The organism is Arthrobacter echini (genome assembly GCF_008107445.1).
GTDB lineage: Bacteria > Actinomycetota > Actinomycetes > Actinomycetales > Micrococcaceae > Arthrobacter_D > Arthrobacter_D echini_A.
In genome coordinates, this window is record NZ_VSLD01000002.1 from 349544 (window position 1) to 361999 (window position 12456).

Below are 12456 nucleotides of genomic sequence, written 5' to 3' on the forward strand. Positions count from 1 at the left end.
CGTCGGGCCTGCCGCCCGCGGGCCCGACGGTACTACTGTTCGATCACCCGATAGAAAGAAGCCCATGCGCCTCATCGACCAGGACTGCTACCTCCTCGAGCAGCAGAAGGGCTCGCACGGCTTCGTGGTGGCCGGTGCCGGTCGGGCCGCCGTCATCGACCCCGGGATGAGCTCCGGCTTCGACGGCGTCCTGGCCGAGCTGCGCGGCAGCGAGGCGCAGACCGGGCCCATCACCGATATCGTCCTCACGCACTACGACGTCGATCACGCCCAGCTGGCCCGGCAGCTCCGGACGGCCCTGGGAGCCACGGTCTGGATCGGTGCCGCCGACGCGGAGATCCTGCGCGGCGAGCGCGCACCGAAGACCCTCTTCCGGAAGATCCTGCAGCGGATCGCCCGGGTCCCCTTCCCCGAGGGCGCCCGTGAACTCAGTGGCACCGGCGAGATCTTCCCCGGTCTCGCCTACTTCCCCACCCCGGGGCACACGCCCGGGCACTACGCGTACCAGTGGCGCAGTGTCCTCTTCACGGGCGACGCCGCGAAGGTGGCCCCCGACGGCAGCGTGAGCGACTTCTACGCTCTGGTCATCAACGACCGCCCCGTCGCGGAAAACACCGTCCGCCTGCTCGCCGAGCGCATCGGCTCCGGCGCGGTGGAGTGGGTGTGTTCGGGCCACAACGCTATCGGCAGGACCACAGCTCACCCTTCCTGACGCATCACCAGCACGGCCGTTCCGGGTCAGCGATCCGCCACCGACAGGACGGCGTCCCGGAAGTCGTTGCAGCGCCGCACCTCGTCCAGGACAGGGTGTAGCACGACGTCGTCGGCCACCCGGGCACAAGCCTCGAGCAGCCTTCTGCGGACGCGCGCCGCCCGGCGTCGTGCTCCCCAGCGTGCCAGTACCGCAGCGGCGACACCGAGCAGGATCCCCGCACCGAAGCCGCCGAGAATGAGTAGCGTGGGCACGGGGAATCCCTCCACGCGCGGCACCTCGAGCGCAGGCAGCTGCAGGAACGCGAGGACCGCCAGGACTCCGAGCCACCCCACACCACCTACGAGCGCCGCGAGGGCGACCCACTGAAGGGCCCCGAAGAGTCCCCACCACCGCCGCCTGCCCGTCTCCAGTTCGGCCCCGGTGACAGCCGAGTCGAGGGCGTCCGCGAGGTCGCCCGTGGTGCTGCGCGCAGCCTCGCGGATGGAGGTCCGCCAGGGCTCGACGACGTCGCCGCTCGCCGCCGTGCCGAAGATGCGCAGGGCGTGGTCCACGGTGGCACGCTGCGCGGGCTGAGCCCGCGCGATCGACGACCGCCGGACCTCCGGGAGCACCTCCTGCCGCCGTAGATTGAGTCGCCGGAGGGGATCCGGGCGGAATCCGGCCAGCCACCGGGTGACCGGCCATCCCATGGCTGCGTGGGCATCGCGCCGGTAACTGCTCCGTACGGCGTCCACGACCAACGGCACCCCTGCAGCCTGGGCGAGTTCGTCGGCAAGGACCGCCCGCGCATCGCCCGACGGTGCGGCCACCACATCGTGCGCGACGAACGGGACCAGGTCCGCTGCCGCGCGGGCGGCGTCGGCCCTGATCCTCAGCGTCGCTGCCGTCCTGCCCTGCGCGAAGTCCCGGATGATGCCGGCGAGTGCCTCGATTCCCTGTCCGGTCTGCGCCGAGACAGGGACCACTGGGGCCTCCTGCAGTCCCTCGTCCGCGAGGATCCCGGTCAGGGAGGACAGGACGGCGCCGAGATCAGCCTGGTCCAGCCGGTCCGCCTGATTGAGGGCCACCACGGTGACAGCCTGGTGCGTCGCCAGGTCCCGCAGGAAGCCGTGGTGCAGCGCGGCGTCGGCGTACTTCTGCGGATCCACCACCCAGACCAGCACATCGACCTGGCCCGCGAGCCGCAGCACCACGTCCCGGTGGGCCTGCGTGGTCGAGTCGAAGTCCGGGAGATCGAGGAGGATCAGACCGGCGCCGCGGACGTCCGTGCCCTGCGTGTCCTGGGTGTCCTGCGTGTCCCTCGGCGTGGTCGACTCACCCGACGGCGCGCCCGACGCCAGCGCCTGACGCCAGCGCCTGACGCCGAGAATGTCGCGCAGGCCTTTCGCACGCCGCGGCGCCGCCGGCGTGTCCTCCCGCGGGCGGGACCCGGCCGCGGGATGCGACCGGAGCGCATCGGAGGAAGTCCCATCTGTGCTGTCCTGGGCGGCGCCGGCAGCTCCCGCGACGAGCGGGGCGCCGTCGGGCAACTCGACACGCGAGCCGACGCCGAGCCAGTCCAGCAATTCCCCGCTGCCCTCCCGGCCCCAGACGAGGGCGAGAGGTTCGGAGGTCGTGGGACGCCGGGCCGCGACGCGCGCTGCGGCAGTGCCACCGAGGGCGTTGACGAGAGAGGATTTACCGCTCCCGGTTGGTCCGAACAGGCCCACGACCGTGTGCTCGGCGGACAGGGACCGGCGGCCCGCCGCGTGGTCCAGCACAACCCGCAGTCGATCGAGGACGTCCTCCGGCACGCGGTCCTGGCCGAGCTCCTGGGCTCGGTGCAGTCCGCCGAGGACACCGGTGAGCTGCGTCGCCGGGGTCAGCTCGTGGCCGCCTATCTTCTGGCTCATGCCTCCGCCCCGACCGCGCCGCCCTGCGCGGGCAGCATTGTGCGTAGCCGCCGCGCCAGGACCCGGAGGGCCTCTGCGGGGGTCTGGCGGGCAAGGGGCTCCAGGGCGCTGTCGAAGTCCGCGCGCTCGCGCTCGAGGAGTCCCTCCACACGGCGGGAGAGATTGCGCCGGGCCACGACGGCGAGGCGGCGGACGGCGTCGTCACCGAAGATCGCTTCGAGGAGCTTCTGGCCGGCGACGGCGGACACCCCGGCCACACCGATCTCGCCCCCGGTCAGCCCTCCGGTCGACGCGAAGACCACCACCATCAGGGACACCGCGATCCCGTTGACGCCGAAGGAGAGCATGCGGGCGGTGAAGCGCTTGCCCGCACCCTCGGCCTGCACGAGCTCCAGGAGGTCCTGTTGCCACGCCCGGATCTCACGGGCCACCTCGGCGGGGAACGCCTCGGAGCGCCAGGGTGGCACCCCGGCCAGCAGGGCTGCCCCGGCCTGCTCCGCCCGCCACCGGCGACGCGCCGTCTCGTCGGCGCGTGCGGCCTGTTCCACGATGACGCTCTGCAGTTCACTGCCTATCGCCTCGGCAACGGTGGCCGCCGGGGCCGGGCGCCCCGTGAAGAAGCCGCTGATCCGCTCGCGCACACGTCCCACCCTCGTTTCGAGGGCACGCATGAACTCACCTGTTCCGACGAAGTCCTGCCAGCGGGCCAGCACCTCGCCGCGCAGCAGTCTGCCGTCCTCCGTCGCGGCGACGACACCGGCCAGTGCATCCCGGTAGGCGCCGTCGACCGCGGCCCGCAGCGCATCACCCACGGTCTGCTCCTGCTCGGCGGCGTCCGCGATGCCCTCGATCCGTGTGGCCAGCGCGTTCATCGCTCCGCGTACCGTGCGTCGTGCTATCTCCCGGCGCCCGTCGGCATCCGCTGCCAGCGCCCGCAGCCAGCGCGTCATGGGCTCCACGAGCTCGTGCGGCAGCATCCGGTCGGCTCCGAGGGCCACCTCGGGCACCACGAAGATGGGGGCGTGTCCGAGCTTCTCGGCGGAGAGCAGGGTCAACAGGTCGCTCCTGATCTCCTCCTCGACGCCGGGCGGCACCCGGTCGAGGACGACGGCGACCAGCACGTCGCGTCGTCCTGCCTCGGCCAGGAGCTTCCAGGGAACGGCATCGGCGTAGCGGTTCGCGGTCGTGACGAAGATCCACAGATCGGCGGCCGCCAGCAGGTGGGCGGCGAGTCTTCGGTTCTCGTCGGCGATCGAGTCGACGTCCGGAGCGTCGAGGAGCGCCAGGCCCGGCGGGAGGGACGGCTCCGGCCGCAGCAGCAGGGTGTCGCCGGACGACGTCGGCGCCTGGGGCACACGGGTCCCATCGTCGTCGCTGAGCCGCACCCGGCTGAGGGTCGGAAGGATGCGTGCGTCCTCGAACCAGCCGGCGTCGTCGGGATGATGGAGCAGGAGGGGTTGTCGAGTGGTGGGGCGGACCGCTCCGGTGACGGAGACCGCGCGCCCGGCGAGGGCGTTCACCAGCGTGGATTTTCCCGCTCCGGTCGACCCGCCCACCACGGCCACCAGCGGCGCATCCACACTGGCAAGTCGCGGCAGGATGTAGTCGTCGAGTTGCGATCGGGCGGCGGCCGCTGCCTCCCGGCCGGTGGTGGAGCTGGCCAGATCCAGGGGGAAGGCCAGATTCCCGAGCGCGGCACCGACCTCACGCAGCGCGAGGGAGATCCCGCGGGCATCGCCCACGGGCGGAGGTGTGCTCATCGCTCCATCATGCCAGCCCTCCGGCGGGCAGCCGGGACCTCCGGCCGAGCGCATGCGACCCACCCCGGAGGAGCGGTGTTCCTCCCGGAACGAGAGAAGTCCCGGACATCGTGATGTCCGGGACTTTCCCTGTGTGTCCGTTCGGACAGCTGTGACCCCAGCGGGATTCGAACCCGCGTTACCGCCGTGAGAGGGCAGCGTACTAGGCCGCTATACGATGGGGCCAGTACTTTTCCATGCTACTACTGCTGTTGAACTGCTTGTGCCTTCCGATCCTGCGGATCGGAGTGCGCTGGGGTACCAGGACTCGAACCTAGAATGTTGGTACCAGAAACCAGTGTGTTGCCAATTACACCATACCCCACAGGCGTTTGCCGGACCCCCGGGAGAACCGGGCTACCGCTGCGTTTCCGCTCTGCGCCGAGAAACAACGTTACCGGACCGGGGGCAGGAACTGCAAAACGTCGGAGAGCGAGCTGATGCGCGGCATGGTCTTGCCATCCGCCGCTGCAGAGGCAGGTGGCGTCGTCTCACCCACGCCCGCGCGGTCGAGCCAGACGCCCACCAGGCCCGCCGACGTGGCCCCGATGGCGTCGAGGAGCAGATTGTCCCCCACATACAGCGTCCGCTCCGGCTTCGTTCCGATCAGCCGTGCGCCCTCGAGGTAGATGGCGGGGTCGGGCTTGGCAGCGCCGACGGTGTCGATGCCCACGAGCACCTCGATCCGTGACAGTCCCGAGCGATCCAGCTTCGCCCGCTGATAGTCGTGCACGTTGTTGCTCACGGCTCCGAAGGGGATACCCCGGGCGTCGAGGGCGTCGAGCAGGGCGTCCGCGTCGTCGTACGCACGGAAATGCAGCGGGAGCGTCTGCTCGTAGGAGCGCTCCCAGGCCTCGACGGCGACACCGAGGAAGGGCTCCGCCGTCAGGCCGGCCCGCGCATGGCGGACGCGGTGGATCCGCTGCTCGCGGAAGCTGACCTCGCCCGCGAGGAAGCGCTCATAGTGCCGCTGGGGGTCGGCGGTGAACAGCGCCTTGTACTGCGCCCAGCCATCGTCGTCGAGGTGGTCGAGGGCACGGTCGGGGATGGACTGCAACGTGTCCCCCATCGCCTGCTCCAGGTCGACGAGGGTGTCGTCGATGTCGAAGAGCACCCCCTCCACGTCGAGGGCGGACAATGAGGCGGATCCGGCGTGCTGCACCGGTCAGGCCGCCGTCGATCGCAGCGCCCGCACCCGGGCGAGCGAGGACTCCCGGCCGAGGATCACCATCGACTCGAAGAGCGGGGGCGAGACCCTGCGACCGGAGATGGCCGTACGGACGGGGCCGAAGGCGAGCCTCGGCTTCAGCCCCAGCGCGTCCACGAGCGCGCTCCGGAGTGCGGCCTGCAGTGACTCCGCGTCCCAGGTCTCTACACCCGCGAGTGCTGTCAGCGCGGCGTCGAGCACCTCGCCGGAGTTCTCCGGCAGGGCCTTCCGGGCATCGTCCGCGATATCGACGGCGTCATCGGCCTTGAAGAGGAAGCCGAGCATCTCGGGAGCCTCCCCGAGCAGGGTGATGCGCTCCTGAATGAGCGGCGCCGCCTCCGCGATCGTCCTCAACTCGGCCTCGCTGGGCTCGGACCCGATGATGCCGGCCGCCGCGAGATAGGGCAGGAGCCTGCTGCGGAACTCGGCGGGATCCAGCAATCGCACGTGGGTACCGTTGATCGCCTCGGCTTTCTTGAGATCGAAACGCGCAGGATTGGCGAGTACGTCGCGGACGTCGAAGGCCTCGACGAGCTGCTCCACGGTGAAGATGTCCTCGTCGGCCGAGAGACTCCAGCCGAGCAGGGAAAGATAGTTCAGGAGCCCTTCGCGGATGAAGCCGCGCTCTCGGTGCAGGAACAGGTTGGACTCGGGATCGCGCTTGGACAGCTTCTTGTTACCCTGCCCCATCACGTAGGGCAGGTGTCCGAACAACGGCATGTAGGGTGCCACTCCGATGTCGATCAGCGCCCGGTACAGGGCCACCTGCCGCGGGGTGGACGAGAGCAGGTCCTCGCCCCGGAGGATGTGCGTGATACCCATGAGGGCGTCGTCGACCGGGTTGACGAGGGTGTAGAGGGGCGCTCCGTTGGCGCGCACGACGGCGAAGTCGGGCACGCTGCCGGCACGGAACGTGATCTCCCCGCGGACGAGATCGTGGAAGGTGATGTCCTCGTCCGGCATCCGCAGTCGCAGCACCGGTGAGCGACCCTCGTCGCGCAAGTCCTGCTTCCGCTCCTCGGTGAGGGTGCGGTCATGGTTGTCATAGCCGAGCTTCACGTCTCGTCCCGCAGCCCGATGACGGGTCTCGACCTCCTCGGGTGTGGAGAAGGACTCGTAGAGGTGACCGGCCTCGACCAGCCGCTCGATCACGTCCCGGTACAGCTCACCGCGCTCCGACTGGCGGTAGGGGGCATGGGGACCCCCCACCTCGACGCCTTCGTCCCAGTCGATACCGAGCCAGGTCATGGCTTCCAGCAACTGCTGGTAGCTCTCCTCGCTGTCACGGGCGGCATCGGTGTCCTCGATGCGGAAGACCAGCTTCCCCCCGGTGTGGCGCGCATAGGCCCAGTTGAAGAGCGCCGTCCTGATCAGTCCCACGTGCGGGGTGCCCGTGGGAGACGGGCAGAATCGGACCCTGACGGGCGTGACATCGGTGACGGTCGGTACTTCGGCGGCAATAGTCATGATGGCCCCAGTCTAAAGGGGAGCACCATCACCCGCAGCGCCCTCGGGTGCCCGTCGTCGCGAGCGGCCGGGCACTCAGCGCCTGGCGGTGTTGGACAGGCGTCCGATGCCCTCGATGTCGACGTCGTACCGCTGGCCGTCGGTGATCAGACCCACTCCGGCGGGTGTCCCGGTGAGGATGAGGTCACCCGGCAGCAGTGTGAAGGCCTGCGAGACGTAGGCCACGAGCTCGCGGGCTCCCCAGATCATGTCGCTGGTGGATCCCTCCTGCCGTAGCTCGCCGTCGAGGGATCCTGTGATCCTCAGGTTGTCCGGGTCCAGATCCGTCTCGATCCAGGGGCCGATGGGGCAGGACGTGTCGAAGCCCTTGGCCCGCGCCCACTGGTCGTCGGTCCGCTGCACGTCCCGCGCCGTGAAGTCGTTGGCGCAGGTGTAGCCGAACACGACGTCGTCGACGCGCTCCAGCGGAACATCCTTGCAGATCCGTCCTATGACGATGGCGAGCTCGGCCTCGTAGGAGATCTGGTCCGAGAAAGACGGAAGCATGACGGGATCACCGGGGCCGACGACCGAGGTGTTCGGCTTGAGGAACAGGAGGGGCGCGGCAGGGGCCTTTCCCCCCATCTCCTGGATGTGGTCGGCATAGTTCCGCCCCACGCCCACCACCTTGCTCCGTGGGATCACCGGGGCGAGGAGCCTGACATCCTCGAGTGCGTGGCGGGCACCCGTGAGTTCCACTCCGTTGTAGAAGGGGTCGCCCTGGATGACGGCGATCTCCTCACTCCCGGTGGCACCCTCGACCACTCCGAACATCGGGTCATCCTGTACGACAAAGCGCGCGATTCGCATGACGCCAAGCCTAGCGCTCGGCCTGACCGCTCTGGCACTCCATGTTCCGCGGTGGTGAGCATCCTTCCGAGACGCCCGGGGGCTTAAACAGATACCGCGGACACTCCCTCCCCAGTGGAGGGTGCCCGCGGTATACGTCTGCTCAGGCCGTGCGAATGGCCTGATGCCTTACAAGTGGCCTCTTGCGGCCGACAGTGCTTAGAACGGCCAAGCGCCCACACGATCGACCGATGATACGGGGGCAGTAGTACCTGGCTTGGCTGGCGCAGCGCTCGCGGCTGCTGCGCTTCCGGTGACGAGCAGGGCTGCAAGAACGAGTGCGGAGGTGAGTCGCTTCATGAGGAAATCCTTTAGTAGTCGGTTTAACGCCTAGATGGTATCGCGCGTGATAACACGTTGGATCCAAGATTCATCGTAAGCCACACCAGTCACTTTGGTAACACCGACACGGCTTTTCTTTGGATTTCTGTAAATGAGCTTCTTCGAGCTCATCGACGGGATACTTGAGACGGCAGCCCCCACCATCGAAAGCGTCACTTAGAGATGACTGAGCAGAAGCCCCCCGAGCAGAGACTGATGCTTGAACTGCAGACTCGTTCCGCCTGGAATGAGCGGAACTACGAGCAAGCGCAGGCATTCGCAATGGAGATGGCAGACTGCGCGGCCATCGAGGAAGACAGCATCGGCTACTGGAACGCCACCTTCATAGTTGCCGAGTGCCTGCGTAAACAGGGCCGTATGGACGAGTCCAAAGCCTTCGCCGACGATCTTGCTGTCCACCCGCTGACAAGCCAGTCCACCGCGCTCAGTGCTCGGGTCTCGACGCTCGCCGCCTTCGCTCTGCAGGGCAGGGGGGACCTGGATCTGGCTATCGAAGCTGCAAAGTCGGCCGTGCAGGATTCGACGGCCGAACCGAACGAGCCATCTATCCGTATAGAAGCACAGAATGCGCTCATCGCCGCTCTTGCCGAGAGTGGCCGATTGGAAGCTGCTTGGCAGCAGAGTAGGAGTCTTGCTGAGCTGCTTTCGTCAAATCCTGAGAGCCCTTACGCAGGACAGTCCTACTGGGCAATCGGAAACGTTGCTTTCCTCCTGCAGAGGACCGACGATGGCATCGATTACCATCGGTGGGCAGCGAAAACACTGTCGCCAACGAATGACTTAGATCTTTGGGCGCGCTTCAACCATGGCTCCGCTCAAGTACGCCTCGCCGCCGGGGTAGTAGAGCCTGAAACTCTCGAGTGCATCGAGCGGGCAGAGCTCGCCAGCTCCATCGTCGGAGGCACGGAGCGCGATCACGAGGAACTGAAGCTCACCCGCGCCCACTGGCTCGTCCTCACGGGCCAGTTCGAGGCCTCGGCCGACCTCCTCCGCTCCGTGGTCGCCAACAAGGATCTCGTAGCGTCGCATACGGCCGCCCAGGCACACTTCCTCCTGGGACAGGCGCTGAGCGGGCTCGGCAACAAGGCAGGAGCGACCGCGAATCTCGAACTCAGTGAGGAGCTCTTCCTCCAGTCCGGTGCCGAGGACCGGGCAACAGCTGCCCGGGAACTGATCGAGAGCCTCCGGCGTCGGGAGTAACAGGAAACGGGGTCCATCTCCCGTCACGGCCCCGGATGCCTTAGAGTGGTCGTCGGACCCTGACCGGTCTGGGCGATGTCCCCCATTTCTCCCACACCGGTCGGGGTCTTCTCATGCGCTCCCCTTCTTGCCCGCCCAACGCCAACACGCAGTTTTTGCGCGGCGAATGTTCATCCAGCCGCTCGGCGTTTTCCTGGAGGTAGGCTCAATCTGATGAGTGTAGACAAGGATCCTCGACTCGCGATGCTGGTCGACAGCATCGTGCGGCTCTCCAAGGGAGAGCTCAGCAGTCGCCTTGAGCCCTCCAGCGCCCGGGACGAGGTCGACGCCGTCATCGCCGGCGTGAATCTGCTCGCCGAGGAACTCCAGCAGGTGTACGAGCAGTTCGAGAAGCGGGTGGAGAGCCGCACGGCCATGCTCCGCCAAGCCCATCTGGACATGATGAAGATGGCCATGTCCGACGCCCTCACCGGCGTCGCCAACCGGGTCGCCCTGATGGACGGCATCGAGGAGGCTCTCGGGCAGGCGGTGGACGGAGCACCGCCCCCGGCTCTCCTGCTCCTCGATCTCGACAGTTTCAAGAACGTCAACGACCGCTTCGGTCACGATGCTGGTGATCGGGTGCTGCAGGAAGTGGCACGGCGCCTGGCCGGCGTGGTGCGCGAAAGCGACATCGTGGCGCGGCTCGGTGGGGACGAATTCGCCATCCTCCTTCCGGGAGCGACCATGGATCTCGCCCTGCAGGTTGCCCGCCGCGCCGTGGAGGCTCTCGGCCAGCAGATCCGGCTCGACGCCGTCGACATCCACTGCCGGGCCAGTATCGGCGTTCGCCTGGGCACACCGAACCAGAGCGCGGAGGAGCTGCTCCTCGACGCCGACACGGCCATGTACGCGGCGAAGCGCGAGGGCCGCAGCATCATCAAGGTCTTCCAACCGGTCATGCTCTACTCGCGCCAGCTCCGCAGCCAGATGGCCACCGAGCTACGCGATGCCATCAGGTCCGACGAACTGGTGCTGCATTACCAGCCCGTGGTCGAGCTCGCGACCAACCGGATCCTCGGTGTGGAGGTCCTCGTCCGCTGGCAGCACCCGGTGCGCGGGCTGATCCCGCCCGACACGTTCATCCCCCTCGCCGAGGAGATCGGGGTCATCCATGATCTTGATCGGTGGGTGATGTCCACCTCCCTGCGCGAGCTCGCCCGGTGGAGGCGGGAGCTCAAGCTCGACGACGACTTCCAGCTCCGGGTCAATCTCTCCGCCGTCGAACTCAAGCAGCTCGACCTCGTGGACTACGTGCGTGCCCTGCTGCGCGAGCTCGAGGTGCCGGCCTGCAGTCTTGTCGTCGAGATCACCGAGACGGCGATCGTCACACGGGGCGAAGTGGAGATGTACTCCCTCTTGAGCCTGCAGCAGCTCGGGGTGGGGATCGAGATCGACGATTTCGGGACGGGCTACTCGTCGATCAGCTATCTCCGCGAGCTGCCGGTCAGCATGGTCAAGGTGGATCGATCCCTGCTCTCCGAGCTCAACACACGACCCGGTCAGCTCGAGTTCGTCGCGGCGATCCTGCAGCTGATCAGGGCCGCCGGCCTCGAAGCGGTCTTCGAGGGAATCGAGACGCAGGAACAGGCCGATCAGCTGAGAGCACTCGGATGCAACAGCGGTCAGGGGTTCTTCTTCTGCCACCCCATGGCCGCCGACGAGACGGCAGCGCTACTCGCGGGCACCCGATATCTCGGGTTGGGCGAGGCCGTCGACGATCCGGAGATCACGGTCTCCCGCTGATTCAGCGGGAGACCGTGACCGCGTGGTCGGTCACACCAGGCGCGTGAGCCAGCCGTGGGGATCCTCGAGGAGCCCGGCCTGGATGCCGAGGAGCTGGCTGCGGATCGACATGGTCACCTCACCGGCCGGAGCATCGGCGGTACCGATCATCTCGTCGCCGTCGCGCAGTCGTCCGATCGGCGTGATGACCGCCGCCGTTCCGCAGGCGAAGACCTCGGTGATGTCTCCGGAGGCGACGCCGTCGCGCCACTCGTCCAGCGTGATGGTGCGCTCGCTGACGTCGAGACCGCGGTCGCGTCCGAGCTGGATCACGGAGGAGCGCGTAATGCCCTCGAGGATGGTACCGGAGAGCGCCGGCGTCACGAGTGACCCGTCGCGGAACACGAAGAACACGTTCATGCCGCCGAGTTCCTCGACGGCATTGTCATTGAACTGGTCGAGGAACAGGACCTGCTTGCAGCCGTGCGCCTCCGCCTCCAGCTGGGCGATCAGCGACGAGGCGTAGTTCCCGCCGGCCTTGGCCGCCCCCGTACCGCCACGCCCGGCCCGTGCGTAGGTGCGCGAGACCCAGATGTCGACGGGCTTCACCTCTCCGCCGAAGTAGTTGCCCGCCGGGGAGGCGATCACGCGGAAGGACACCTCGCGGGCAGGACGGACGCCGAGGAACGCCTCGGTGGCGATCATGAACGGACGCAGATACAGGCTGTCGCCCTCCCGCGTGGGCACCCAGTCCTGATCGGCCGCGACCAATTGCCGCAGCGACTCCAGGAAGAGCTCTTCCGGCAGCTCCGGAAGGGCGAGCCTCCGGGCGGAGCGGTTCAGCCGTGCGGCGTTGGCATCGGGGCGGAAGGTCCAGATAGAGCCGTCCTCGTGACGGTAGGCCTTCATTCCCTCGAAGATCTCCTGCCCGTAGTGCAGGACGCCGGCCGCAGGATCGAGCGCGATGGGACCGTAGGGCTCCACACGTGCATCGTGCCAGGATCCGGCACCGGAGGTGTCCGCGCTGAAGTCGACGATCGCGGTGTGGTCGGTGAAGTGGTTCCCGAAGCCCGGATCGGCCAGGATCGCCTCCCGCTCCGCCGCCGGGACCCGCTTCGTCGACAGGTGCTGGGCAAAGTGGGTATCGGTGGCTGCCATGATTCCTCCGCTGGAACGGACGAT

At 67.9% G+C, this 12456-nt stretch carries 9 protein-coding genes and 2 tRNA genes; 3 read left to right on the forward strand and 8 right to left on the reverse strand.

The window, feature by feature from the left end:
* Positions 1–64: 64 nt before the first annotated feature.
* Positions 65–712 carry an MBL fold metallo-hydrolase gene (locus FQ377_RS06280; protein ID WP_148600376.1) on the forward strand — a complete coding sequence of 216 codons (648 nt, stop codon included), beginning with the start codon at positions 65–67 and terminating at the stop codon, positions 710–712.
* Between the two features lie 26 nt (positions 713–738).
* Here FQ377_RS06280 and FQ377_RS14985 read toward each other — a convergent pair whose 3' ends face one another.
* From FQ377_RS14985 to FQ377_RS06315, 7 genes are all read right to left on the reverse strand, one after another.
* Positions 739–2607: a GTPase gene (locus FQ377_RS14985; RefSeq protein WP_222861845.1), complete on the reverse strand. Its 1869-nt coding sequence runs from the start codon at positions 2605–2607 to the stop codon at positions 739–741.
* The gene (locus FQ377_RS06290) at positions 2604–4367 is read right to left on the reverse strand and encodes a dynamin family protein (protein ID WP_148600377.1); all 1764 of its coding nucleotides are present in this window, start codon (positions 4365–4367) and stop codon (positions 2604–2606) included. Before FQ377_RS06290 ends, FQ377_RS14985 begins: the two co-directional genes overlap by 4 nt.
* Before the next feature lie 152 nt (positions 4368–4519).
* Positions 4520–4592, reverse strand: a tRNA-Glu gene (locus FQ377_RS06295).
* A 67-nt stretch (positions 4593–4659) separates the two neighbouring features.
* A tRNA-Gln gene (locus FQ377_RS06300) sits at positions 4660–4731 on the reverse strand.
* Positions 4732–4800: 69 nt separating this feature from the next.
* On the reverse strand, positions 4801–5568 hold the full coding sequence (locus FQ377_RS06305) for an HAD family hydrolase (RefSeq protein ID WP_262364309.1): 768 nt from the start codon (positions 5566–5568) through the stop codon (positions 4801–4803).
* Positions 5569–5571: 3 nt separating this feature from the next.
* The gene (gene gltX / locus FQ377_RS06310; RefSeq protein ID WP_148600379.1) at positions 5572–7080 is read right to left on the reverse strand and encodes a glutamate--tRNA ligase; all 1509 of its coding nucleotides are present in this window, start codon (positions 7078–7080) and stop codon (positions 5572–5574) included.
* A 75-nt stretch (positions 7081–7155) separates the two neighbouring features.
* Positions 7156–7929, reverse strand: a complete 774-nt coding sequence (locus tag FQ377_RS06315) for a fumarylacetoacetate hydrolase family protein (protein ID WP_148600380.1) — start codon at positions 7927–7929, stop codon at positions 7156–7158.
* A 543-nt stretch (positions 7930–8472) separates the two neighbouring features.
* Here FQ377_RS06315 and FQ377_RS06320 point away from each other — a divergent pair.
* Together FQ377_RS06320 and FQ377_RS06325 are read left to right on the forward strand one after the other, a co-directional pair.
* Positions 8473–9510 (forward strand): hypothetical protein, encoded by a 1038-nt coding sequence (locus FQ377_RS06320; RefSeq protein WP_148600381.1) that lies wholly within the window; start codon positions 8473–8475, stop codon positions 9508–9510.
* Between the two features lie 213 nt (positions 9511–9723).
* Entirely contained in the window at positions 9724–11295 is a 1572-nt protein-coding gene (locus FQ377_RS06325) for a putative bifunctional diguanylate cyclase/phosphodiesterase (RefSeq protein WP_148600382.1), read from the forward strand.
* A 30-nt stretch (positions 11296–11325) separates the two neighbouring features.
* Here the strand turns inward: FQ377_RS06325 and FQ377_RS06330 are convergent, their stop codons facing one another.
* Positions 11326–12432, reverse strand: a complete 1107-nt coding sequence (locus FQ377_RS06330; protein WP_148600383.1) for a branched-chain amino acid aminotransferase — start codon at positions 12430–12432, stop codon at positions 11326–11328.
* Positions 12433–12456 lie beyond the last annotated feature (24 nt).